This is a genomic window from Serratia sp. ASV30 (assembly GCF_016428815.1).
Lineage (GTDB): Bacteria > Pseudomonadota > Gammaproteobacteria > Enterobacterales > Enterobacteriaceae > Chania > Chania fonticola_C.
In genome coordinates, this window is sequence record NZ_JAELTL010000011.1 from 1 (window position 1) to 24809 (window position 24809).

General features: G+C 54.9%; 21 protein-coding genes, 7 tRNA genes and 1 pseudogene. 27 read left to right on the forward strand and 2 right to left on the reverse strand.

Annotated features, from left to right (window positions below; all coding sequences use genetic code 11):
- The 9 genes and pseudogenes from JHD74_RS26580 to JHD74_RS06815 all read left to right on the forward strand — a co-directional run.
- Positions 1-199: pseudogene (locus JHD74_RS26580) on the forward strand (IS110 family transposase); the annotation flags it as partial.
- Positions 200-1021: 822 nt separating this feature from the next.
- The gene (gene asnB / locus JHD74_RS06780) at positions 1022-2686 is read left to right on the forward strand and encodes an asparagine synthase B (protein ID WP_199062183.1); all 1665 of its coding nucleotides are present in this window, start codon (positions 1022-1024) and stop codon (positions 2684-2686) included.
- A gap of 217 nt (positions 2687-2903) precedes the next feature.
- Positions 2904-2980, forward strand: a tRNA-Met gene (locus JHD74_RS06785).
- Positions 2981-2989: 9 nt separating this feature from the next.
- Positions 2990-3074: transfer RNA gene (locus JHD74_RS06790), tRNA-Leu, on the forward strand.
- A 29-nt stretch (positions 3075-3103) separates the two neighbouring features.
- Positions 3104-3178 (forward strand) — tRNA-Gln (locus JHD74_RS06795).
- A gap of 40 nt (positions 3179-3218) precedes the next feature.
- Positions 3219-3293 (forward strand) — tRNA-Gln (locus JHD74_RS06800).
- A 43-nt stretch (positions 3294-3336) separates the two neighbouring features.
- Positions 3337-3411 (forward strand) — tRNA-Gln (locus JHD74_RS06805).
- A 38-nt stretch (positions 3412-3449) separates the two neighbouring features.
- A tRNA-Met gene (locus JHD74_RS06810) sits at positions 3450-3526 on the forward strand.
- Between the two features lie 18 nt (positions 3527-3544).
- Positions 3545-3619: transfer RNA gene (locus JHD74_RS06815), tRNA-Gln, on the forward strand.
- A gap of 82 nt (positions 3620-3701) precedes the next feature.
- Here the strand turns inward: JHD74_RS06815 and ubiF are convergent.
- A complete protein-coding gene (gene ubiF / locus JHD74_RS06820) occupies positions 3702-4883 on the reverse strand; it encodes a 3-demethoxyubiquinol 3-hydroxylase (RefSeq protein WP_074027925.1) in 1182 nt (393 codons plus the stop codon).
- Positions 4884-5059: 176 nt separating this feature from the next.
- On the opposite strand from ubiF, the gene miaB reads away from it, so the two are divergent.
- The 11 genes from miaB to rihA all read left to right on the forward strand — a co-directional run bounded on the left by miaB (position 5060) and on the right by rihA (position 15840).
- Complete coding sequence (gene miaB / locus JHD74_RS06825) at positions 5060-6484, forward strand: tRNA (N6-isopentenyl adenosine(37)-C2)-methylthiotransferase MiaB (RefSeq protein ID WP_024531232.1); 1425 nt, start codon at positions 5060-5062, stop codon at positions 6482-6484.
- 94 nt (positions 6485-6578) lie between these two features.
- Positions 6579-6914 carry a zinc ribbon domain-containing protein YjdM gene (locus JHD74_RS06830; protein WP_021179990.1) on the forward strand — a complete coding sequence of 112 codons (336 nt, stop codon included), beginning with the start codon at positions 6579-6581 and terminating at the stop codon, positions 6912-6914.
- A 224-nt stretch (positions 6915-7138) separates the two neighbouring features.
- Positions 7139-8194, forward strand: a complete 1056-nt coding sequence (locus tag JHD74_RS06835) for a PhoH family protein (protein WP_024483192.1) — start codon at positions 7139-7141, stop codon at positions 8192-8194.
- Positions 8191-8664: an rRNA maturation RNase YbeY gene (gene ybeY, locus JHD74_RS06840; RefSeq protein WP_025123434.1), complete on the forward strand. Its 474-nt coding sequence runs from the start codon at positions 8191-8193 to the stop codon at positions 8662-8664. Before JHD74_RS06835 ends, ybeY begins: the two co-directional genes overlap by 4 nt.
- A gap of 81 nt (positions 8665-8745) precedes the next feature.
- Entirely contained in the window at positions 8746-9624 is an 879-nt protein-coding gene (corC, locus tag JHD74_RS06845) for a CNNM family magnesium/cobalt transport protein CorC (RefSeq protein WP_024483194.1), read from the forward strand.
- A 7-nt stretch (positions 9625-9631) separates the two neighbouring features.
- Positions 9632-11161: an apolipoprotein N-acyltransferase gene (gene lnt, locus JHD74_RS06850; protein WP_199062185.1), complete on the forward strand. Its 1530-nt coding sequence runs from the start codon at positions 9632-9634 to the stop codon at positions 11159-11161.
- A gap of 363 nt (positions 11162-11524) precedes the next feature.
- Positions 11525-12421, forward strand: a complete 897-nt coding sequence (locus tag JHD74_RS06855; protein WP_024531235.1) for an amino acid ABC transporter substrate-binding protein — start codon at positions 11525-11527, stop codon at positions 12419-12421.
- Positions 12422-12622: 201 nt separating this feature from the next.
- Positions 12623-13363, forward strand: a complete 741-nt coding sequence (locus tag JHD74_RS06860) for an amino acid ABC transporter permease (protein ID WP_021179996.1) — start codon at positions 12623-12625, stop codon at positions 13361-13363.
- Complete coding sequence (gene gltK / locus JHD74_RS06865) at positions 13363-14037, forward strand: glutamate/aspartate ABC transporter permease GltK (protein WP_021805327.1); 675 nt, start codon at positions 13363-13365, stop codon at positions 14035-14037. Before JHD74_RS06860 ends, gltK begins: the two co-directional genes overlap by 1 nt.
- Positions 14037-14762: an amino acid ABC transporter ATP-binding protein gene (locus JHD74_RS06870; protein ID WP_021179998.1), complete on the forward strand. Its 726-nt coding sequence runs from the start codon at positions 14037-14039 to the stop codon at positions 14760-14762. Before gltK ends, JHD74_RS06870 begins: the two co-directional genes overlap by 1 nt.
- 145 nt (positions 14763-14907) lie before the next feature.
- Entirely contained in the window at positions 14908-15840 is a 933-nt protein-coding gene (rihA, locus tag JHD74_RS06875) for a pyrimidine-specific ribonucleoside hydrolase RihA (protein WP_199062187.1), read from the forward strand.
- A 460-nt stretch (positions 15841-16300) separates the two neighbouring features.
- On the opposite strand, the gene JHD74_RS06880 is transcribed toward rihA, so the two are convergent.
- Positions 16301-16783 (reverse strand): zinc ribbon-containing protein, encoded by a 483-nt coding sequence (locus tag JHD74_RS06880; protein WP_024531309.1) that lies wholly within the window; start codon positions 16781-16783, stop codon positions 16301-16303.
- A gap of 268 nt (positions 16784-17051) precedes the next feature.
- Between JHD74_RS06880 and leuS the strand changes: the two genes are divergently transcribed.
- The 7 genes from leuS (at position 17052) to mrdA (ending at position 24804) form a co-directional block, all read left to right on the forward strand.
- Positions 17052-19634 carry a leucine--tRNA ligase gene (gene leuS, locus JHD74_RS06885; RefSeq protein ID WP_065686404.1) on the forward strand — a complete coding sequence of 861 codons (2583 nt, stop codon included), beginning with the start codon at positions 17052-17054 and terminating at the stop codon, positions 19632-19634.
- A gap of 14 nt (positions 19635-19648) precedes the next feature.
- Positions 19649-20212, forward strand: a complete 564-nt coding sequence (gene lptE, locus JHD74_RS06890; RefSeq protein WP_024531307.1) for an LPS assembly lipoprotein LptE — start codon at positions 19649-19651, stop codon at positions 20210-20212.
- Positions 20209-21243, forward strand: a complete 1035-nt coding sequence (gene holA, locus JHD74_RS06895) for a DNA polymerase III subunit delta (RefSeq protein ID WP_199062189.1) — start codon at positions 20209-20211, stop codon at positions 21241-21243. Before lptE ends, holA begins: the two co-directional genes overlap by 4 nt.
- Positions 21233-21895, forward strand: a complete 663-nt coding sequence (nadD, locus tag JHD74_RS06900; RefSeq protein ID WP_024531305.1) for a nicotinate-nucleotide adenylyltransferase — start codon at positions 21233-21235, stop codon at positions 21893-21895. Before holA ends, nadD begins: the two co-directional genes overlap by 11 nt.
- Positions 21896-22078: 183 nt before the next feature.
- A complete protein-coding gene (gene rsfS, locus JHD74_RS06905) occupies positions 22079-22396 on the forward strand; it encodes a ribosome silencing factor (RefSeq protein WP_021180005.1) in 318 nt (105 codons plus the stop codon).
- Between the two features lie 3 nt (positions 22397-22399).
- A complete protein-coding gene (gene rlmH, locus JHD74_RS06910) occupies positions 22400-22870 on the forward strand; it encodes a 23S rRNA (pseudouridine(1915)-N(3))-methyltransferase RlmH (protein WP_004949595.1) in 471 nt (156 codons plus the stop codon).
- A 38-nt stretch (positions 22871-22908) separates the two neighbouring features.
- Positions 22909-24804: a peptidoglycan DD-transpeptidase MrdA gene (mrdA, locus tag JHD74_RS06915; protein ID WP_024531304.1), complete on the forward strand. Its 1896-nt coding sequence runs from the start codon at positions 22909-22911 to the stop codon at positions 24802-24804.
- Positions 24805-24809: the final 5 nt, after the last annotated feature.

The window sequence follows — 24809 nt, forward strand, 5'->3', positions numbered from 1 at the left end:
GCGAAGCGCGTTATACATGCCCGCGGTGGTGGCAGGCCAATACAATGTAGTGGTTAAGGACTTGATAGAAAGGCTGAAGTTACGCGGAAAGACGGGCAAAGAGAGAGTCTGTGCAGCGATGCGCAAATTACTGCAACTGGCTTATGGCGTGGTGAAATCAGGAAAGACATTTAATGCGGAAATACCGCTTGCCGGATAACCGACAAGACGGTATCTCTCCCACAGGGAGAGGGGACCGATCGAGTTCGTTGATCGCTTGACGTAATACCTTACCTTTCTTGTTCTTACACCCTACTTTCCGAAGTCGCACAAGCTAATCAAGACCTCCGGACAGCTCCCTCTCCCTGTGGGAAAGCGGACCGATCGAGTTCGTTGATCGCTTGACGTAATACCTTACCGTTCTTGTTCTTACCCCCTACTTTCCGAAGTCGTACAAGCAAATCAAGACCTCCGGACAGCCCCCTCTCCCTGTGGGAAAGCGGACCGATCGAGTTCGTTGATCGCTTGACGTAATACCTTACCGTCCTTGTTCTTACACCCTTCTTTCCGAAGTCGTACAAGCAAATCAAGACCTCCGGACAGCTCCCTCTCCCTGTGGGAAAGAGGACCGATCGAGTTCGTTGATCGCTTGAGGTAATACCTTACCGTTTTTGTTCTTACCCCCTACTTTCCGAAGTCGTACAAGCTAATCAAGACCTCCGGACAGCTCCCTCTCCCTGTGGGAGAGGGTTGGGGTGAGGGAAAACATCGATCATCGAAACGCCAGAAAATTTATCCCACACTCGCCTCATTCGACGAAAAATTAGATATTATTCAATTTTTACCGCTTAAAATTGAACATCCACTAATTTTAACACCCCACCCCAAGACTATTTTTCAGCGTAACGCTAAATCGCTTGCATACACCTCAGCTTTTGACGCATTTTCATTATCAGAAGGCAGCAAAGCCGCACCGTTGACTTTACATGCAGGCGCGCTGTACATCACATCACCGCCATAAAATGTCGTTAGGAGAGTTTGTATGTGTTCTATTTTCGGTGTGCTCGATCTGAAGTCCGATCCGGTTGAACTGCGTAAAAGAGCGTTGGAACTGTCGCGCCTGATGCGCCATCGCGGCCCAGACTGGTCCGGCGTTTACGCCAGCGATAAAGCCATTCTGGTTCACGAGCGCCTGTCGATTGTTGACGTGAATAACGGTGCCCAACCGCTGTACAACGCTGCGCACACCCACGTATTGGCGGTTAACGGTGAAATTTATAACCATCAGGCCCTGCGTCAGCAGTTGGGTGAGCATTATCAATTCCAGACCGGCTCCGACTGCGAAGTGATCCTGGCGCTGTATCAGGAAAAAGGCCCGAACTTCCTGGACGATCTGCAAGGTATGTTCGCCTTTGCCCTATACGACACGGAAAAAGACGCTCACCTGATTGGCCGCGACCACCTCGGCATCATCCCGCTGTATATGGGGCACGATGAGCACGGCAACCTGTATGTCGCTTCTGAGATGAAGGCACTGGTGCCGGTCTGCCGCAGCATTAAAGAGTTCCCGGCGGGCAGCTACCTGTGGAGCCAGGACGGTGAAATCCGCGAATACTACCAGCGTGACTGGTTCGACTATGACAACGTCAAAGACAACGTCACCGATGCCAACGCCCTGCGCAACGCACTGGAAGAATCGGTCAAAAGCCACCTGATGTCGGACGTGCCTTACGGCGTGTTGCTCTCGGGCGGGCTGGATTCCTCGGTGATCTCTGCCATCACCAAAAAATATGCCGCACGCCGGGTAGAAGATGATGAGCGCAGTGAAGCCTGGTGGCCACAGCTGCACTCCTTCGCCGTCGGGCTGGAAGGTTCCCCGGATCTGCGTGCGGCTCAAGAGGTCGCTAACCACCTTGGCACCGTCCACCATGAAATCCACTTCACGGTGCAGGAAGGCCTGGATGCCATCCGCGATGTGATCTACCACATCGAAACTTACGATGTCACCACCATACGCGCCTCCACGCCGATGTATCTGATGTCACGCAAGATTAAAGCGATGGGCATCAAGATGGTGCTGTCTGGCGAAGGAGCGGATGAAGTGTTCGGCGGCTACCTGTACTTCCATAAGGCGCCAAATGCCAAAGAATTCCACGAGGAAACCGTGCGTAAACTGCTGGCGCTGCATATGTACGACTGTGCTCGTGCCAACAAAGCAATGTCTGCCTGGGGTGTAGAAGCCCGCGTACCGTTCCTGGATAAAAACTTCCTGGACGTGGCGATGCGTATCAACCCGCAGGATAAAATGTGCGGCAACGGCAAGATGGAGAAGCACATTATTCGCCAATGCTTCGAGTCTTATCTGCCCGCTAGCGTGGCCTGGCGCCAGAAAGAGCAGTTCTCCGACGGTGTCGGTTACAGCTGGATCGATACGCTAAAAGAAGTCGCTGCCAAGCAGATTAGCGATCAACAGCTTGAAACGGCACGTTTCCGCTTCCCGTACAACACGCCAAACAGCAAAGAAGGCTACCTGTACCGCGAGATTTTCGAAGAGCTGTTCCCGTTGCCGAGCGCAGCGGAATGTGTCCCTGGCGGCCCTTCCGTAGCCTGCTCGTCGGCAAAAGCCATTGAATGGGACGAATCCTTCAAAAAGATGGACGACCCATCAGGCCGTGCCGTAGGCGTACACCAGTCAGCCTATAAGTAAACCGTCACCGTTTTACCTTCGGCGGGCCTGATGGCCCGCTTTTTTGTGGATGTTTTCAACCGTTAACCCTCCGAACTGCCGTTTTTATCACCATACTGTTCACAACCCAGACAAACAACCCGCCCAGTCGCTTTTTCGGGAAAAAACTAGTTGACGCAAATCGGCCATATACGCATAATGCGCCCCGCAACGCCGATGAAGGTTGAGCGAAAAAGATGGCTACGTAGCTCAGTTGGTTAGAGCACATCACTCATAATGATGGGGTCACAGGTTCGAATCCCGTCGTAGCCACCAATCTTTTTTGCGGGAGTGGCGAAATTGGTAGACGCACTAGATTTAGGTTCTAGCGCCGCAAGGTGTGCGAGTTCAAGTCTCGCCTCCCGCACCATTTTCTTTCATCGTCGCGCATACAGCAGGTGGGGTATCGCCAAGCGGTAAGGCACTGGTTTTTGATACCAGCATTCCCTGGTTCGAATCCAGGTACCCCAGCCATCTTCCCAGATGGAGCGCTGTAAAAAAGTTAATTTGCTATTGGGGTATCGCCAAGCGGTAAGGCACTGGTTTTTGATACCAGCATTCCCTGGTTCGAATCCAGGTACCCCAGCCATCTTTTCAGGATGGGGCGCGGTAAAAAAAGTTAATTGTGTTATTGGGGTATCGCCAAGCGGTAAGGCACTGGTTTTTGATACCAGCATTCCCTGGTTCGAATCCAGGTACCCCAGCCATACAACATAGTTGACAAGCAACAAAAAGTAGTAAAAATGGCTACGTAGCTCAGCTGGTTAGAGCACATCACTCATAATGATGGGGTCACAGGTTCAAATCCCGTCGTAGCCACCATGCTATCTGCTTTACAATTGGGGTGTCGCCAAGCGGTAAGGCTCTGGTTTCTGATACCAGCATACCCAGGTTCGAATCCTGGCACCCCAGCCAAATTTAGAAAAGCTCGCTTCGGCGAGCTTTTTGCTTTTCTGAGTTTGGATAAAATGGGCGCAACATGCGGCGCCCCATGTCATCACAAACCTAATGCATACTTCAGCGCCCGCTCTTTCAGCTTGCCCGCCCTTTCCGCTACCATCAGTGCCAGATTGCGCGCCACGCCCAGCGGAGCCAGGTTATTGCTGAAGGCGGTATAGAACAGATCCATGCCGCTTTGCATCAGCAGGTTATCGGTGCGACGACGGCGCTGATAGCGCATCAGCACCTCTTCACTCGCCCAATCCTCTCCCTGCTCACGGGCGTCGCTCACGATCTCCAGTAATGCATCCACATCACGATAGCCAAGGTTCACCCCCTGCCCGGCCAGCGGATTGATGGTATGTGCAGCATCGCCAAGCAACACCAGCCCTGATTGCACATAGCGTTGTGCGTGGCGGCGCACCAGTGGGAAAGATCCGGCGGCATGAGCCTTCACCGTGCCCAAGCGGGATGGGAAAGCCACCGCTATCTCTTGTTCGAGCTGTGCCATAGGTAACGCCTGCAACTGGCGAATACGCTGCGGGCTGTCATACCACACCAGCGTTGCCCACTGGTCGTACAGCGGCAGGAACGCGCGTGGGCCAGAGGGGAGGAATTGCTGCCAGGTCACATCCTGCTGCGGTTGGTCGGTTTCCACGGTGATCAACATGCAAGACTGGCGATACTGCCAACCGCTGGTGCCAATCGCCGCCAACTTGCGTACCTGTGAGTGAGCACCGTCGGCACCCACCACCAAACGCGCCTGTAGGGTCTCTGACGAGCTTAACGTCACCTGCCATTGGTCATCAGCTCGATGCATCGCCTGCAGCCTGGTGGGGCAGTACAGCGTTAAATTCTCGCATTGTGACAACTGCTGCCATAGGGCGAGCTGCAATATACGGTTCTCGACCATAAAACCCAGCTCTGGCAGCCCAAGCGTTGCGGCATCAAATGCCACCCGTGAGGACTCCCATTCCCAGGTTTCCAGCCTGCGGTAGGGTGCCGATCTCATCTGCAACACCGCAGGCCAGGCATCAAGCTGCTTCAACAAGCCAACGGAGGTGCAGCCAATAGCGGAGATCCGCAGGTCCGGCGGGCTTTGGGGATCGAACGTATCGGGAGCCTCGTGCTCTAACAAAGCGACCGACAATCCGGCGCGAGCCAGCCCCAGCGCGGCGGCGGCTCCCACCATCCCACCGCCAACCACCACGGCATCAAAGCGTTTTTGATAAGTATTCATTTTGGCTATACTTTTGGTTAATTAGGCATCTTGGCTCAGTGTACCGGATTTTTAATCTGGCTTCAGGTCGCATGCTACTGCCACGTCGCTGGTCACCAGCGCGCCAAATGATTACAATACCCTTCCTGCATGGCGCGTAACGCAACTTTCTCTCCGCACTGAGTAATGGCAAGTCAATGACGAAAAAACTACATATCAAAACCTGGGGCTGCCAGATGAATGAGTACGACTCATCGAAAATGGCAGATTTGCTGGGAAGCACACACGGCTTCGAGTGGACTGAAAACGCTGAAGAAGCGGATGTGTTGCTGCTCAATACCTGCTCGATCCGCGAGAAGGCGCAGGAAAAGGTTTTCGCGTTGTTGGGCCGTTGGAAGCAACTGAAAAAGAACAACCCCGACCTGATTATTGGCGTCGGCGGTTGCGTTGCTTCGCAGGAAGGGGAACATCTGCGCCAGCGCGCGCCCTGCGTTGACATCGTTTTTGGCCCACAGACATTGCATCGCCTGCCGGAGATGATCAACCACGTGCGCGGTTCGCATAGCCCGATCGTGGACATCAGCTTCCCGGAAATCGAAAAGTTCGACCGCCTGCCGGAACCCCGTGCCGATGGGCCAACCGCCTTCGTCTCGATCATGGAAGGCTGCAACAAATACTGCACGTTCTGCGTGGTGCCTTACACCCGCGGTGAAGAAGTCAGCCGCCCAAGCGATGATGTCCTGTTTGAAGTCGCTCAGTTGGCCGCCCAGGGCGTACGTGAAGTGAACCTGCTGGGCCAGAACGTCAACGCCTATCGTGGCGCAACCTTTGATGGTGGCATCTGCTCATTTGCCGAACTGTTGCGCCTGGTGGCCTCCATCGACGGCATCGATCGCATCCGCTTTACCACCAGCCACCCGATTGAGTTCAGCGACGATATTATTGCGGTGTATGAAGATACGCCCGAGTTGGTCAGCTTCCTGCATCTGCCGGTACAAAGCGGTTCAGACCGCATTCTGACCATGATGAAACGCGCCCACACGGCGCTGGAATACAAAGCGATTATCCGCAAGCTGCGTCAGGCACGGCCCAATATCCAGTTCAGCTCTGATTTCATTATCGGTTTCCCAGGGGAAACCCAGGCCGACTTTGAACAGACCATGAACCTGATTGCCCAGGTGAACTTCGACACCAGCTTCAGCTTTATCTACTCTTCGCGCCCAGGCACTCCAGCGGCAGACATGGTTGACGACGTCAGCGAAGAAGAGAAAAAACAACGTCTGTATCTGCTGCAAGAACGGATCAACCAGCAGGTGATGCAGTTCAGCCGCCGTATGCTTGGCACCGTGCAGCGTATTCTGGTCGAGGGCACCTCACGCAAGAGCTTGATGGAACTCTCTGGCCGCACCGAATGCAACCGGACGGTCAACTTTGAGGGCACCCCAGATTTGATCGGCCAGTTCGTCGACGTCGAGATTACTGAAGTGTTAACCAATTCTCTGCGCGGTACCCTGGTCCGCACCGAACAGCAGATGGAACTGCGCGTGCACCAATCCCCTCAAGCGGTGATTGCACGTACCCGTAAGGAAGATGAGCTGGGCGTCGGTAGCTACCAACCCTGATCGCCCCGCCACCTTGGCATTTTCCTTTTTCTCTGCCGGGCAGTCATTGTCCGGTAATTTTGTTTTTTTATTTTGATTATGAGGCGACACAATAATGCAACTCCCACACTGCCCGAAGTGCAATTCCGAATACACCTACCAGGATAACGCCCTGTTCATCTGCCCTGAGTGCGCCCATGAGTGGAGCGACAGCGCGGCCGTTGAAGATGCCGATACCCTGATTGTCAAAGATGCCAACGGTAACCTGCTGGCCGATGGCGATGCGGTGACCGTGGTCAAGGATCTGAAGGTCAAAGGCAGCTCTTCCATGTTGAAGATCGGCACCAAGGTGAAGAACATCCGCCTGGTCGAAGGCGATCACAACATCGATTGCAAAATCGACGGCTTTGGCCCGATGAAGCTGAAATCCGAATTTGTGAAGAAGAGCTGATTTCCGCTGTTAACCTGCTGTTGGGCCAAACTATTTGGCCCAATTCTGCCCCCTCCCCCCTTGAATTCCCTTCGCTGCGCACAGATAGATCAGAGGTAAACTTGCGCCAGTGCGGTACACCATGAATAATTCAGGGTAGAGCTGTTCGGGGGTTGCCCTGAATGCCCGCGCTGAAATCGCGTTACGTGACATCAACCAGGCCCTGTTGAGCCTTGAGGAATCGTTTGAACGTCGCAACACAAGAAATCCTGTTGGAGCCCGCAGACAACCAACGCCTGTTGAGCCTGTGCGGCCCGTTTGATGACAACATCAAACAACTCGAACGTCGGCTGGGGATTGAAATCAACCGCCGTGACAACCGTTTCAAGCTGGTCGGTAAAAACCTGTGCGTGGTTGCCGCCGCCGATATTTTGCGCCATCTGTATGTGGATACCGCGCCGATCCGTGGCGTGACCCCAGATATCGATCCGGAACAGATCCACCTGGCCATCAAAGAGAGCCGGGTGCTGGAGCAGGTGGCAGACAGCGTGCCGGATTACGGCAAATCGGTCACCATCAAGACCAAGCGCGGCATGGTGAAGCCCCGCACGCCTAACCAGGCGCAATACATCGCCAATATTTTCGCCCATGACATCACCTTTGGCGTTGGCCCGGCGGGTACCGGTAAAACCTATCTGGCGGTTGCGGCTGCGGTAGATGCTCTGGAGCGCCAGGAAATCCGGCGTATCCTGCTGACCCGCCCGGCGGTTGAAGCGGGTGAGAAGCTGGGCTTCCTGCCGGGAGATCTGAGCCAGAAAGTCGACCCGTATCTGCGCCCGCTGTATGACGCCCTGTTTGAAATGCTGGGCTTTGAACGCGTGGAAAAGCTGATCGAGCGTAACGTGATAGAAGTTGCGCCGCTGGCCTACATGCGTGGCCGTACGCTGAATGATGCCTTTATCATTCTCGATGAAAGCCAGAACACCACCATCGAACAGATGAAGATGTTCCTGACGCGTATCGGTTTCAACTCGAAAGCGGTGATCACCGGCGACGTGACCCAGATCGACCTGCCACGCAATCAGAAATCCGGCCTGCGCCATGCGGTGGAAGTGCTGTCTGAGGTGGAAGAGATCAGCTTTAACTTCTTCCACAGCGAAGACGTGGTGCGCCATCCGGTAGTCGCCCGTGTGGTGGTCGCCTATGAAGCCTGGGAAGCCGCCGAACAAAAACGCAAAGATGCCATCGCCGAACAACGTAGACGTGAGGCACCGGTTGCCTCCGAACAGGAAACACCATGAGCCAGGTTATTCTGGATTTACAAATTGCCTGCGCCAGCAGTGAAGGATTACCGGATGAAGCCACCTTCCAGCGCTGGCTGGAAGGAGTATTGCCACAGTTTCAGGAAGAAGCCGAAGTCACCATCCGCTTAGTGGATGAGGCGGAAAGCAATGAGCTGAATCTGACTTATCGTGGTAAAGACAAGCCCACCAACGTGTTATCATTCCCGTTCGAGGCACCGCCGGAAATCGAACTGCCGCTGTTGGGTGATTTGATTATTTGCCGTCAAGTGGTTGAACAGGAAGCGGTTGAACAACAGAAAGCGCTGGAAGCACACTGGGCGCATATGGTTGTTCACGGTAGCCTTCATCTGCTAGGGTATGACCACATCGAAGACGATGAAGCCGAAGAAATGGAATCTTTGGAAACCGAGATAATGCAGGAGATGGGTTACCCAGACCCTTACCTCGCGGAAAAAGATCCCACCTGATGTTAGCTGAGCACCCCGCAGCCCCGATTGGGGCTGTCGCTAATTTTGATAACTCAATAGAGTGATATTAACTAAAACGCCATGAGCGACGACCATTCACAAAGCAATGACAGCCCCAGTCCCAAGAAGGGGTTCTTTACTCTTATCCTTAACCAGCTGTTCCACGGTGAACCTAAAAACCGTGGCGATCTGGTAGAGCTGATCCGTGATTCCGAGCAAAACGACCTGATCGATCCCGATACCCGTGACATGCTGGAAGGCGTGATGGATATCGCCGAGCAGCGCGTGCGCGACATCATGATCCCGCGCTCCCAGATGGTGACGCTCAAGCGTAACCAAACGCTGGAAGAGTGCCTGGACGTGATTATCGAATCCGCCCACTCGCGCTTCCCGGTGATCAGCGAAGATAAAGATCACATCGAAGGCATTCTGATGGCCAAGGACCTGCTGCCGTTTATGCGCGCAGACTCCGAGCCGTTCAGCATCGACAAGGTGCTGCGTACCGCCGTGGTGGTACCGGAAAGCAAGCGGGTTGACCGGATGCTGAAGGAGTTCCGCTCCCAGCGTTATCACATGGCGATTGTCATTGATGAATTCGGCGGTGTCTCTGGCCTGGTAACCATCGAAGATATTCTGGAGCTGATTGTCGGGGAGATTGAGGACGAATATGACGATGAGGAAGATCGTGACGTTCGCCAACTTAGCCGCCACATGTTCACCGTGCGGGCGCTGGCGCCGATCGAAGACTTCAACGACATCTTCGGCACCCATTTCAGCGACGATGAGGTGGACACCATCGGCGGCCTGGTGATGCAAGCCTTCGGCCACCTGCCAGCGCGCGGGGAAACCATTGAAATCGAAGGTTACCTATTTAAAGTTGCGATGGCCGACAGTCGACGTATCATCCAGGTTCATGTCAAAATTCCGGACGATGCCCCGCAACCGAAACTGGAAGAATAACTTACACATGGCTAAAGCCTCATTACTTGATCGCCAGTGGGTTCGCGCCCTACTGGCGCTTTTGACCGGTGCCTGTGGCACGCTGGCCTTCTCCCCTTACGATATCTGGCCTGCGGCCATTGTCTCGCTGTTCGGCCTGCTGGCCGTGACCCTCAACCGCACCACCAAACAATCCGCCCTGCTCGGTTTCTGCTGGGGTATGGGTCTGTTCGGTAGCGGCGTGAACTGGGTTTACGTCAGCATTGCCGATTTCGGCGGTATGCCGTTTGCCATCAATATTTTCCTGGTCGTGCTGCTGGCCGCCTATCTTTCGCTGTATACCGGGCTGTTCGCCGGTTTGCTGACGCGGATCTGGCCACGTACCACCTGGTGGCGGCTGGCCATTGCCGCGCCGGCCCTATGGCAACTGACCGAGTTCCTGCGCGGTTGGGTGCTGACCGGTTTCCCCTGGCTGCAATTTGGTTATACCCAGATCGACGGTCCGCTGAAAGGCATTGCGCCATTGCTCGGCGTGGATGCGATCACGCTGCTCTTGATGTCCCTCAGCGGCCTACTGGTATTTGCCCTCAATCAACGGCGCATCACCCCGGCGGTCATTGCTATCGCCATGCTGTTGCTGCCGTGGCCGCTGCGCCAGATCCACTGGTTTACGCCGCAGCCGGATAAAGCGGTGAACGTTGCCATGGTTCAGGGCAATATCGAGCAGTCGATGAAGTGGGATCCGAAGGCGTTGCTCAGCACGCTGCAAACCTATCTGGATGAGAGCCGTCCGTTGATGGGCAAAGCACCGATCATCATCTGGCCGGAGTCCGCCATTCCCGATGTGGAGAGCAATCAGAACGGTTTCCTGACCATGATGGACGATCTGATGCGCGCCAAGAACAGCAGCCTGATCACCGGCATTGTAGACGCTCGCGCCACCCCACAAGGCAATCAGTTCTTCAACAGCGTGATCGTGCTTGGGGAGGAAAAGCCTTACAGCTACCCGGCAGCCAATCGCTATGACAAACATCACCTGGTGCCCTTTGGTGAGTTTGTGCCGTTGGAAACGCTGCTGCGCCCGTTGGCTCCGTTCTTCGACCTGCCAATGTCTTCGTTCAGCCGTGGTGACTATGTGCAGCCCCAGCTCAGCGTGCGCGGTTACAACCTGACGGCTGCCATCTGCTATGAAATCGTGCTGGGCCAGCAGGTACGCGACAATTTCCGTCCGGATACCAACTTCCTGTTGACCGTGTCCAACGATGCCTGGTTCGGCCACTCCATCGGCCCATGGCAGCACTTCCAGATGGCGCGTATGCGTTCATTGGAACTGGGCAGGCCATTGCTGCGTAGCACCAATAACGGCATCACCGCCGCCGTTGGCCCAACCGGCGAAGTGTTGGCATCCATCCCACAGTTCACCCGTAAAGTGCTGGAAGTGAAGGTGACCCCAACCACCGGCGTCACGCCGTATGCCCGCTTTGGCTCTGCGCCAGTGTGGATCATCACCGTGCTGCTGGGCGCCATCGCGCTGCTCATTAGCTGGCGCCGCAGATAAGTTCTCTTTGGGCACGGTGCCTTACCGTGCCCGCTTCATTTCATGTTGCCCCTTCCCTTTTAATGTTTCTGGCATGCTCCTTGCTTTAATTACCCTGTAGAACGTTGCTGATTTACTTTAACTGACATCTTGACGCATCCGTGCACAACTCCAGCGCAAGACTCGCACCCAAGTGGTGCACCAGGGGTTTATTGCATTCATTTGGTGCGCGTGATGTCGCAAAAAATGAAACATCTTGGTTTCATCTTGTTCACAATCGGTTATTTTCTATCGTAAATCGGCATTAGGACTATCTTTATAGCTCAGCCGTATTAACTCGCCCTCCCTGAGTGCGGGCAATCACAACAGCATAGGAGTTGGACCATGCAAATGCGCAAATTGGCGTTATCGTTACTGCTGATCGGGATGGCGAGTAGCGTAGCCCATGCGGAAGAACTGACCGGTACGCTGAAGAAAATCAAAGATAACGGCGTGATTGTTGTTGGCCACCGTGAATCCTCAGTTCCGTTCTCCTACTACGATAATCAGCAGAAAGTTGTGGGTTACTCCCAGGACTATTCCAACCAAATCGTTGATGCCATCAAGAAGAAATTGAACGAGCCTAATCTGCAGGTGAAAATGCTGCCGATCACCTCGCAAAACCGTATTCCACTGTTGCAAAACGGCACCTTCGATTTTGAGTGTGGCTCCACCACCAACAACCTCGAGCGCCAGAAACAGGCGGCATTCTCTAATACCATTTTCGTCGTCGGTACCCGTCTGCTGGTCAAGAAAGGCTCCGACATCAAAGACTTTAAAGATCTGGCCGGTAAGGCCGTGGTCGTCACTTCAGGCACCACTTCCGAAGTGTTGCTCAACAAGCTGAACGACAAAGATCAGATGAAAATGCGCATCATCAGTGCCAAAGACCACGGTGATTCCTTCCGCACTCTGGAAAGTGGCCGTGCGGTGGCGTTTATGATGGATGATGCCCTGCTGGCAGGCGAACGCGCCAAGGCCAAACAGCCGGATCAGTGGGAAATCATTGCCACTCCGCAGTCTAAAGAAGCCTACGGCTGCATGATGCGTAAAGACGATCCACAGTTCAAAAAGCTGGTGGATGAAACTATCGCTCAAGCTCAAACCTCTGGCCAGGCTGCCAAATGGTTTGAGGTCTGGTTCAAACAGCCAATCCCACCAAAAAACCTCAACATGAACTTCGATCTGTCTGACGACATGAAGCAGTTGTTTAAAGAGCCGAACGACAAAGCACTGAACTAATCTAAAAAGATCAAGCCAGCCCAGCTGGCTGTTGTAGATGACCGTAACAGGACAGACAGGTATGCGGGGGGCCGTTCCCCTCCCGCATTCTTTCCTAAACACGACTCGGGGCACACCCAAAAGCCAGCATGACTGGCGTGCGCCACGACTGCACGGTCATCAAGTTGTAAGGTGTTCTGCACCTGTTAAACGGAGTTCGTTATGTCAATAGATTGGAACTGGGGTATCTTTCTGCAGCAGGCCCCGTTTGGGAATACCACCTACCTGGGCTGGATCTGGTCCGGCTTTCAGGTTACGGTCGCCCTCTCCGTCTGTGCATGGATTATTGCCTTCTTTGTCGGTTCACTGTTCGGTATTTTGCGTACCGTACCCAACCGTTTTCTCTCCTCACTAGGTACCTGTTACGTCGAACTGTTCCGTAACGTGCCGCTAATCGTGCAATTTTTTACCTGGTATCTGGTGATGCCGGAGCTGCTGCCAGCCGATATCGGCATGTGGTTCAAGAGCGAGCTCGATCCCAACGTACAATTCTTTGTTTCTTCCATGCTGTGCCTTGGGTTGTTTACCGCCGCACGCGTTTGTGAACAGGTACGTGCTGCAATCCAATCCCTGCCACGCGGCCAACAGGCGGCCGGGCTGGCAATGGGCCTGACGCTGCCACAAACCTATCGCTATGTGCTGCTGCCCAACGCCTATCGGGTGATCGTTCCGCCGATGACCTCGGAAATGCTCAACCTGGTAAAAAACTCCGCCATCGCCTCAACCATCGGGCTGGTGGATATGGCCGCTCAGGCCGGGAAGCTGCTGGATTACTCCGCACACGCCTATGAATCCTTTACTGCCATCACCCTCGCCTATGTCGCTATCAACGCCGTCATCATGCTGTTTATGCGTATTGTCGAGAAGAAAGTGCAGTTACCTGGCCATATGGGGAGTAAATAATGTACCAATTTGATTGGGGATCGATTGTCCCAAGCTTCCCGTATCTGCTGCAAGGGCTGGTCGTCACGCTGAAAATCACCGTGACGGCTATTGTGTTCGGTATCCTCTGGGGCACCGTTTTGGCGGTGATGCGCCTGTCGCCGATCAAGCCGATCAGCTGGTTTGCGGCGCTGTACGTCAACCTGTTCCGCTCCGTACCGCTGGTGATGGTGCTGCTATGGTTCTATCTGGTGGTTCCAAGCTTATTACAACAAGTTCTTGGGCTCTCACCGAAAACCGATATTCGCCTTATCTCGGCTATGGTAGCCTTTTCGCTGTTTGAAGCCGCCTACTACTCGGAAATTATCCGGGCAGGCATTGAAAGCGTCTCGCGCGGTCAGTCCTCTGCCTCGCTGGCGTTGGGCATGACCCAGTGGCAATCGATGCGGCTGGTGATCCTGCCGCAGGCGTTCCGCGCCATGGTGCCGCTGCTGCTGACCCAGGGGATCGTGTTGTTCCAGGATACCTCGCTGGTGTACGTACTTAGCCTGGCCGACTTCTTCCGCACCGCTTCAACCATTGGTGAGCGTGACGGTACGCAGGTGGAAATGATCCTGTTCGCCGGTTTGGTCTATTTTGTTATCAGTCTCGCCGCCTCGGCGCTGGTAAGCTATTTGAAGAAAAGGACGGTTTGATGATATCCCTGAAAAATGTTTCTAAGTGGTACGGTCACTTTCAGGTTCTGACCGACTGCACCACCGAAGTCAAAAAAGGCGAAGTGGTGGTGGTCTGCGGTCCTTCCGGTTCAGGCAAATCGACCCTGATTAAAACCGTCAACGGGCTCGAGCCGATCCAGAAAGGCGATATCGAGGTTAACGGTATTCAGGTCAACAACAAGAGCACCAACCTGGCGCAACTGCGCTCCAAAGTGGGGATGGTGTTCCAGCATTTTGAACTGTTCCCTCACCTGTCGATCATTGAAAACCTGACTCTGGCGCAGGTTAAAGTCCTCAAGCGCGACAAGGCTGCCTCACGCGATAAAGCCCTGAAACTGCTGGAGCGCGTGGGCCTGTCGGCACATGCCGAAAAGTTCCCTGGGCAGCTCTCTGGTGGCCAGCAGCAGCGCGTGGCGATTGCTCGTGCGCTGTGTATGGATCCGATCGCCATGCTGTTTGATGAACCCACCTCGGCGCTCGATCCGGAAATGATCAACGAAGTGCTGGACGTCATGGTCAAATTGGCACAGGAAGGGATGACCATGATGGTAGTGACCCACGAAATGGGCTTTGCCCGTAAGGTGGCCCATCGGGTGATCTTTATGGATGAAGGGAAGATTGTGGAAGACACCAATAAAGATGACTTCTTCAACAACCCACAGTCAGAGCGTGCCAAAGACTTCCTGGCCAAAATCCTGCATTGATGTGTCAGATGCGCCCTGGCCCCGGGGCGCATCAATAGTGCTTGTTTCTGCCATCATTTCCCCCGATCCTCAGAGTCCCCACCATGAACTGTAAGTTGCGGCTTGCAAGACTGTGGGTAAAACAATAACGCTGAAGGAGAAAGTGATGTCCCGCCCTATTATTATCGATTGTGATCCAGGTCTTGATGACGCTATTGCCCTTGCCATGGCACTACGCGCCCCTACGTTAGATGTTAAAGCCGTCACCACTTCCGCCGGTAACCAAACACCGCAAAAAACCCTGCATAACGCCCTTGGACTGCTGACGCTGATGCAACGGCAAGATGTTATGGTCGCAGGCGGTGCCGCCAAGCCCTTGATGCGCGATCTGGTCATTGCCGATTACGTGCACGGTGACACCGGTATGGGCAACACCCATCTGCCAGTACCGGATTTTCAGCCAGTAAAGCAAACTGCGGTCGAGTTGATTGCCGATCTGCTGCGTACCAGCCCAGAGCCGATTACGCTGGTGGTAACCGGCCCGATGACCAATATTGCCTTGCTGCTGTCACAGCACGCAGAGCTGAAAAGCAAGATTGAACGCATCGTGTTTATGGGCGGTGGGCTGAATGCAGGCAACACCACGCCGGTGGCCGAATTCAATATCTACGTCGATCCGGAAGCGGCCGAAATCGTGCTGCAATCCGGCGTGCCGCTGACCATGGCCGGGTTGAACGTCACCCATCAGGCATTGGTGTTACCGCAGGATATCGAACGCATCCGCAGCATTAATAACCCGGTGGCTGCAGCGGTAGCCAGCATGCTCGATTTTTACCTGCCGTTGTACCTCAGCCACCCGCGTGGCCTGCCTGGTGCTGCCATGCATGATCCTTGTACCATCGCCTGGCTGCTGGCCCCGGAGCTGTTTGAAAGCCGTGAGCTGTGGGTGGGTGTGGAGACCCAGGGTCAATACACCGTGGGCATGACGGTGGTGGATGAGTTTGGCCAAAACGGTAAACCGGCCAACGTCGAGGTGTTGACCCATATCAACCGCCAGGGCTTTATCGATCTGATGGTTGAGTGCGTTTCACGTTATTAAATTTCCCCTCACCCTAACCCTCTCCCACAGGGAGAGGGAACCGATCGAGCGGGCCTGAAAATACGGTGATGGACCTTGGATGAGAGGACTTATTGATTTTTCTGCGTAATTCCTTTACTCCCTACTTCCCGAAGCAGCACGAACCAAGCGCTCCAGACAGCTCCCTCGCCCTTTGGGAGAGGGTTGGGATGAGGGAACCGAATGTGCCACAACTCTACGACATTCTCTGCATCAGCCCCGTGACAGATCCCCCCAGCACCTGAACACAACTCCGAACCCGCTTTTTACCGCTACGCCGAAGCCTCTGATAGGTGGGGATTATGCAGGTTAGCCGACCGTTGAGCGCAAGGATGCACGATTGCGAGCCCCCATGGACGGGTTTACGGCGTGTCGGCGTTCTGCATAATCCCCAGCTGTAGCGCCATCACAATCAGCTAATTAGCCTTTTCCTACCGATATATCAAGGCTCAAACGGCCGGCGTTGGAACTGATCGTGGCCGCACTTCGGGCACAAAGGCAGCACTTCCGGGGTATAGAAAGCCAGATGGTGATGGCATTTCTCACACACCAGATTGCCCAGCCCGACCACCTCACCGCTGTGGTAGACGCCATGATGGCTGACATCTTTAAACACCTCACGCCACTCCAGCTGGGTTTTATCGGTGATATCCGCCAGTTCCTGCCACAGGCTTTCCTTAATTACGCGCATAAACACGCTGTCGGTGAATTCCTCCCGGCTCTCCTCATAACTGCGGGCGAACTCTTCCAGATCGCGGCGCACCGCCCGGGTCAACTGCTCCACTTCCGTACGGCTGAGTTCCTCCACCTCGTTCAAACGTTTCTCAGCGCTGGCGACCAATTGGTCAATGTCTCGCTCACCGTTCTTTAAACGTTCCGTCAGCGATGTCACCAACTCGCGGTAATACTGAGCAACCTTGTTCATAGCTTCTCCTCGATGAACTACTGCGACAGGACTTCTCCCCTCAAACTACTCGTTATTATTTTAGTCGTAAATCACTGATGTGGCTTGGCTAGGTGAGGTTTTGGCAGATTGTGAGTCACATCATGGCACAGATATTTTTTTAATACGTCGAGTCGGGCCGCTTGGTGTTGTTGCTGGCGGGTCTTATCAGCTATGCTATGCAGATCTATAGATACTCACAGAATGCTACGGATGTAGCTGTTACACACCTACAGGACCATCGGCCGCCATGCAAGAGCAATACCGCCCCGAAGAGATAGAATCGAACGTACAGCTTCACTGGCAAGAGAAGCAAACTTTCAAGGTTACCGAAGACGCCAGCAAGGAAAAGTATTACTGCCTATCCATGCTGCCATACCCTTCTGGTCGTCTGCACATGGGTCATGTTCGGAACTACACCATTGGCGACGTGATCTCCCGCTACCAGCGTATGCTGGGCAAAAACGTGCTGCAGCCAATTGGCTGGGATGCGTTTGGCCTGCCAGCCGAAGGCGCGGCGGTAAAAAACAAAACCGCACCGGCCCCTTGGACCTACGACAACATCGAATATATGAAGAACCAGCTGAAATTGCTGGGCTTCGGCTATGACTGGGACCGCGAGATCGCCACCTGCGATCCTGACTACTACCGTTGGGAACAGTGGTTCTTCACCAAACTGTACGAAAAAGGCATGGTCTACAAGAAGACCTCGGCGGTGAACTGGTGCCCACACGATCTGACCGTGCTGGCCAACGAACAGGTTATCGACGGCTGCTGCTGGCGCTGTGATACCAAGGTTGAGCGTAAAGAGATCCCACAGTGGTTTATTAAAATCACTGATTACGCCGATCAACTGCTCAACGATCTGGACACGCTGGAAAGCTGGCCAGAGCAGGTGAAAACCATGCAGCGCAACTGGATTGGCCGTTCCGAAGGGGTAGAAATCACCTTCGACGTTGCCGACAGCGCTGAGAAAGTCACCGTTTACACCACCCGCCCAGATACCTTTATGGGTGCGACCTATGTCGCCGTTGCCGCAGGTCACCCGCTGGCACAGCAGGGCGCGGTCAATAACCCGGCGCTGACAGACTTCATCGACGAATGCCGCAACACCAAGGTTGCCGAAGCCGAAATGGCCACCATGGAGAAGAAAGGCATGGCCACCGGTCTGTTTGCCATTCATCCGTTGAGCGGAGAGAAGCTGCCAATCTGGGTCGCCAACTTCGTTCTGATGGAATACGGCACCGGCGCGGTAATGGCCGTCCCTGGCCACGATCAGCGTGACTGGGAGTTCGCCACCAAATACGATCTGCAGATCAAACCGGTCATTTTGAACCTGGACGGCAGCAAGCCAGACGTCAGCGCCGAAGCGATGACCGAAAAAGGCACCCTGTTCAACTCCGGCGAATTCGACGGCCTGGATCACCTGGCAGGCTTTAACGCCATCGCCGACAAGCTGGTGGCCAAAGGCGTCGGCCAGCGCAAGGTGAACTACCGTCTGCGCGACTGGGGCGTTTCCCGTCAGCGCTACTGGGGTGCTCCAATCCCAATGGTCACCCTGGAAGATGGCACCGTCATGCCAACGCCAGAAGACCAACTGCCGGTGATCCTGCCGGAAGATGTGGTGATGGACGGCATCACCAGCCCGATCAAAGCCGATCCCGAGTGGGCAAAAACCACCGTTAACGGCCAGCCGGCGCTGCGTGAAACCGACACCTTCGACACCTTTATGGAGTCTTCCTGGTACTACGCTCGCTACACCTGCCCGCAGTACGATAAAGGCATGCTGGATCCGGCTGCAGCCAACTACTGGCTGCCGGTCGATCAATATGTTGGCGGGATCGAACACGCCATCATGCACCTGATGTATTTCCGCTTCTTCCACAAGCTGATGCGCGACGCTGGCCTGGTCGATTCAGACGAGCCTGCCAAACGCCTGCTGTGCCAGGGCATGGTGTTGGCCGATGCCTTCTACTACACCGGCACCAGCGGCGAACGCGTCTGGGTATCCCCGGTTGATGCCACCGTCGAACGTGACGAGAAAGGCCGCATTGTCAAAGCAACCGATCCTGAAGGCCGTGAACTGGTCTATGCTGGCATGAGCAAAATGTCGAAGTCGAAGAACAACGGCATCGACCCTCAGGTGATGGTAGAGAAATACGGCGCGGATACCGTGCGTCTGTTTATGATGTTTGCTTCTCCGGCAGAAATGACGCTGGAATGGCAAGAATCTGGCGTTGAAGGGGCAAACCGCTTCCTCAAGCGCGTCTGGAAACTGGCCTACGACCACGTTGAGCAAGGGGCGGTTCAGCCACTGAACGTCAGCGAGCTCAATGAAGATCAGAAAGCCCTGCGCCGCGACGTGCATAAAACCATCGCCAAAGTGACCGACGATATCGGCCGCCGCCAGACCTTCAACACCGCCATCGCCGCCGTGATGGAGCTGATGAACAAGCTGGGCCGTGCGCCGCAGGAAAGTGAACAGGATCGCGCGCTGCTGCAAGAGGCTTTGCTGGCCGTGGTACGTATGCTGTATCCGTTCACACCACACGTCTGTTTCACCCTTTGGCAGGCATTGAACGCCGAAGGCGACGTAGACACTGCGCCATGGCCGGTGGCTGACGAAGCTGCCATGGTGGAAGACTCCAAACTGGTGGTGGTACAGGTTAACGGCAAGGTACGGGCAAAAGTCACCGTGCCAGCCGATGCCACCGAAGAACAAGTGCGTGAGCGCGCCGCCCAGGAGCATCTGGTGGCCAAATATCTGGAAGGGGTCACGGTACGTAAAGTGATCTATGTTCCAGGCAAATTGCTTAACCTGGTTGTGGGTTAACACAAGGAGGCTTTGTGCGACTTCGTATTCTGACGTTGTTGCTGGGGTTGGCGGTGCTTGTCACCGCCGGCTGCGGTTTTCATCTGCGTGGCACCGCGCAGGTGCCCACAGAATTGCATACGCTGATCCTGGACAGCTACGATCCCTTTGGCCCACTGACCCGTGCCGTGCGCGAGCAATTGCGTCTAAGCGGGGCTACCGTGGTCAAATACGATCCGGCCCACAAGGAAGTCCCGTCACTGCGCATCGTCAATTCGACGCAAAGCCAGGATACGGTTTCGATCTTCCAGGATGGTAAAACCGCGGAGTATCAATTGGTGATGACGGTGCAGGCTCAGGTGCTGATCCCAGGCCATGACATTTACCCAATCAACGTCAAAGTGTTCCGTTCATTCTTTGATAACCCGTTGACTGCGTTGGCCAAAGACTCCGAGCAGGACATCATTATGCAGGAAATGCGTGAGCAGGCTGCCCAGCAAATTCTGCGTAAAATGCTGGCGGTGCACGCGGCGGTGCTGGAAACGCAAGAAAAAGCCGCCATCGCCGGTGAAAAAGCGGCCAGTACCGCAGCACAATGATCCGTCTTTATCCTGAACAACTTGCCGCGCAGCTCCGAGAGGGGCTGCGCGCTTGTTATTTATTGAGCGGAAACGAACCCTTGTTGCTGCAGGAAAGCCAGGATCTGATCCGTCAGGCCGCCCAACAGCAACAGTTCACCGAGCATTACAGCATTTCCCTGGATGTCCATACCGACTGGGATGCCATCTTCAGCATCTGCCAGGCTATGAGCCTGTTTGCCAGCCGGCAAACCCTGTTGCTGATTTTCCCCGAGAACGGCCCAACGGCCCCGATCGGTGAGCAACTGGTCAAGCTGGCCGCTTTGCTGCATGACGATATCCTGTTGGTACTGCGCGGCCCGCGCCTGACCAAAGCCCAGGAGAACAGCGCCTGGTTCAAGGCACTCAGCGCCAATGGCGTCATGGTCAGTTGCCAAACGCCGGAACAGGCACAGCTGCCGCGCTGGGTCGCCCAGCGAGCCAAATCCATGCAGCTGGATCTCGATGACGCAGCCAATCAACTACTGTGTTACTGCTATGAAGGCAACCTGCTGGCACTTTCGCAGGCGTTGGAACGGCTATCGCTGCTGCACCCCGATGGTAAACTGACGCTGCCCCGCGTAGAGCAGGCGGTTAACGATGCTGCCCACTTCAGCCCGTTCCATTGGCTGGATGCCCTGCTGGCAGGCAAGAGCAAACGTGCCTGGCATATCTTGCGGCAGCTCCAGCAAGAGGATGTCGAGCCGGTGATCTTGCTGCGTACCCTGCAACGGGAACTGCTGATGTTGCTGAACCTGCAACGTCGCATGGCGCACACCCCGCTACGTACGCTATTCGATCAACTCAAGGTCTGGCAAAACCGCCGCAGCCTGATCACTCAGGCTCTGCAACGTCTGTCAGGTCAACAATTGCGCCAGGCAGTGCATCTGTTGGCGCAAATTGAGCTCACCCTCAAGAAAGACTACGGCCAGTCGGTTTGGCCAGAGCTGGAAACCCTGTCGATGCTGCTTTGCGGCAAACCTCTGGCCACGAGTATCAGCGATGCCTACTAGCCCGCAACATCCACATACCCTGCACGCCTTTTTCGGTGGCACCTTTGACCCAATCCACTACGGCCATCTGCGCCCGGTGGCAGCCTTGGCTGAAGAAGTCGGCCTTGATAAGGTCACATTGTTGCCCAACCATGTGCCTCCCCATCGGCCACAGCCGGAAGCTAACGCGCAGCAGCGGCTAACCATGGTTGAGCTGGCGATTGCCGGTAACCCGTTGTTTACCGTGGACGATCGTGAATTGCACCGCACCACCGCGTCCTACACCATCGAGACTTTCGAAACGATTCGTAAAGAACGTGGCGCCGCAGCGCCTCTGGCGTTTATTATTGGCCAGGATTCGCTGCTGAGCCTACACAAATGGCATCGCTGGCAAGACCTGTTGCATTTCTGCCACCTGTTGGTGCTGGCGCGCCCGGGTTACAACCAGCAAATGGATACGCCAGAGCTGCAACGCTGGTTGGAACAGCACCAGATCGCCGATGCCACCCTGCTCAGCCGCCAGCCGCACGGGTTTATCTACCTGGCTGATACCCCTTTACTGGAGATATCCGCCACCGAGATACGCCAGCGCCGTCACCAAGGCATCAGCTGTGACGATTTACTGCCGCGCCCGGTGCAGCGTTATATCGAGTTACAGGGTTTATATCGATAGGCCGCATGCTATACTGCGCCGCTATTTTTCAGGTATCCGCTGAAAACCCCAAGGATCTTGGCTAGCTGGGCAAAACCAGCAGGCTTTCAGCGGCATCCTGCCGAAACCATCACGATTCAGGCCAGTGACTTTGGGCAGTTGCCCTCAGCTTCCTGATGAACAGAACAACCCGAGGGGGAACCTTTGCAAGGTAAAGCGCTCCAAGATTTCGTTATCGATAAAATTGATGACATGAAAGGTCAAGATATTGTCGCTCTGGATGTTCAGGGCAAATCCAGCATCACCGACTGCATGATCATCTGTACCGGCACCTCAAGCCGCCATGTGATGTCAATTGCCGAACACGTCGTGCAAGAAGCCCGCGATGCCGGTATGGAACTGTATGGTATGAAAGGCCAGGCCGTTTCCGACTGGGTAGTGGTCGATCTGGGCGAAGTGATTGTGCACGTGATGCAAGAAGAAAGTCGCCAATTGTACGAACTGGAAAAGCTCTGGGGTTAAGCGGTGAAACTGCAATTGGTTGCAGTCGGCACCAAAATGCCCGACTGGGTGCAGACCGGCTTTATGGATTACCTGCATCGCTTTCCAAAAGATATGCCGTTTGAGCTGACCGAGATCCCGGCGGGCAAACGCGGCAAGAATGCGGATATCAAACGCATTCTGGAAAAGGAAGGCGAGCAGATGCTGGCAGCGGTGGGCAAAGGTAACCGCATCGTTACATTGGATATCCCAGGCACTCCGTGGGAAACGCCCCAGTTGGCACAACAGCTCGAGCGCTGGAAACAGGATGGCCGCAACGTCAGCCTGTTGATTGGCGGCCCTGAGGGGCTGGCTCCGGCCTGTAAAGCCGCCGCTGAGCAAAGCTGGTCGCTTTCCCCGTTAACGTTACCGCATCCTTTAGTGCGTGTTTTGGTGGCAGAGAGCCTCTACCGCGCCTGGAGTATTACTACAAATCATCCTTACCACCGGGAGTAACCGGTGGTGACAGTAACAGAGTGAAAAAAAGCAGCGGGATGAAAATAGAACGTAACCCTTTTCGCGACTATACGGCCGAGTCCGCCCTGTTTGTACGCCGCGCCGTGGTGGCGTTTTTTATCATTCTGGTGCTGACAGGCATCCTGATTGCCAATCTGTATAATCTGCAAATCGTGCGTTTTGAAGATTACCGCACCCGCTCCAATGAAAACCGCATCAAGCTGCTGCCTATCGCCCCCAGCCGCGGCATTATTTACGATCGCAACGGCACACCGCTGGCGCTTAACCGCACCATTTACCAGTTGGAACTGATGCCGGAGAAGGTGGACGATCTGAAAGCCACGCTGGAGGCCTTGCGCCCGGTGGTCGATCTCACCGACGACGATATCGCCAACTTTGAAAAAGAGCGCAAGCGCTCGCGCCGTTTCGTCTCGATCCCGGTGAAAACCCCACTGACCGAAGTGCAGGTGGCCCGTTTTGCCGTCAATCAATTCCGCTTCCCCGGCGCGGAAGTCAAAGGCTATCAACGCCGCTATTATCCTTACGGGTCTGCCCTCACCCACGTGATCGGTTACGTGTCGAAAATTAACGACCGCGACCTCGAGCGCCTGGACAAAGACGGCCAGCTACGCAACTATGCCGCTACCCATGATATCGGCAAGCTGGGTATCGAACGCTATTATGAAGATGTCCTGCATGGCAAAACCGGCTATGAAGAGGTTGAAGTCAACAACCGTGGCCGGGTGATCCGCCAATTGCATGAGCAACCACCTTCCGCCGGTAAAGACGTTTATCTGACGCTTGATCTCAACCTGCAACGCTATATCGAGCAGTTGCTGGTGGGCAGCCGTGCCGCCGTGGTGGTCAGCGATCCGCGTACCGGGGGAATTCTGGCGATGGTTTCCAACCCTAGCTACGATCCGAACCTGTTTGTTGATGGCATCTCCAACAAGGATTACCAGGGGCTGCTCAACGATCCGAATCGCCCACTGATCAACCGCGCCACCCAAGGGGTGTACCCACCGGCCTCCACGGTTAAACCCTATATTGCCGTCTCCGCTCTCAGTGCCGGGGTGATCACCAAAAATACCGTCGTGTTCGATCCGGGCTGGTGGCAGTTGCCAGGCTCTGAAAAACGCTTCCGTGACTGGAAAAAATGGGGGCATGGCCGCCTCAACGTCACCAAAGCGCTGGAGGAGTCTGCGGACACCTACTTCTATCAGGTAGCGTACGATATGGGGATCGATCGCCTGTCGACCTGGCTGACCAAATTCGGCTACGGCGAATATACCGGTATCGATCTTTCCGAAGAGCGTTCCGGCCTGATGCCAACACGCGACTGGAAATTCAAACGTTACAAGAAACCGTGGTATCAGGGCGACACCATTCCGGTGGGCATCGGCCAAGGCTACTGGACCGCTACGCCGATCCAGATGTCCAAGGCGCTGAACACCCTGATTAACGACGGCAACGTCAAAGATCCGCATCTGTTGCAAAGCACCAAGATCAACGGCGTACTGGTGCCGTTCAAGCAAAAAGAGAGCAAACAGATCGGCGATATCCATTCAGGCTTCTGGGAAATAGCCAAAGACGGCATGTACGGCGTTGCCAACCGGCCTAACGGCACGGCACGCAAGTTCTTTGAAAAGACACCGTATAAAGCCGCGGCAAAATCGGGTACCGCGCAGGTATTCGGCTATGAAACCTATAACGCCCACAAACTCGCTGAGCACCTGCGGGACCATAAATTGATGACAGCCTTTGCCCCGTTTGATAACCCAACGGTTTCGGTGGCCATCATTCTGGAAAACGGCGGTTCAGGCCCGGCGGTAGGCACCATTACCCGTCAGATCCTCGACCACATCCTGTTGGGCGACAACAATACGCAATTACCGGATGCAGTACCGCTGCCGCCAGGTATAGAAGGTGATTAAGGTAG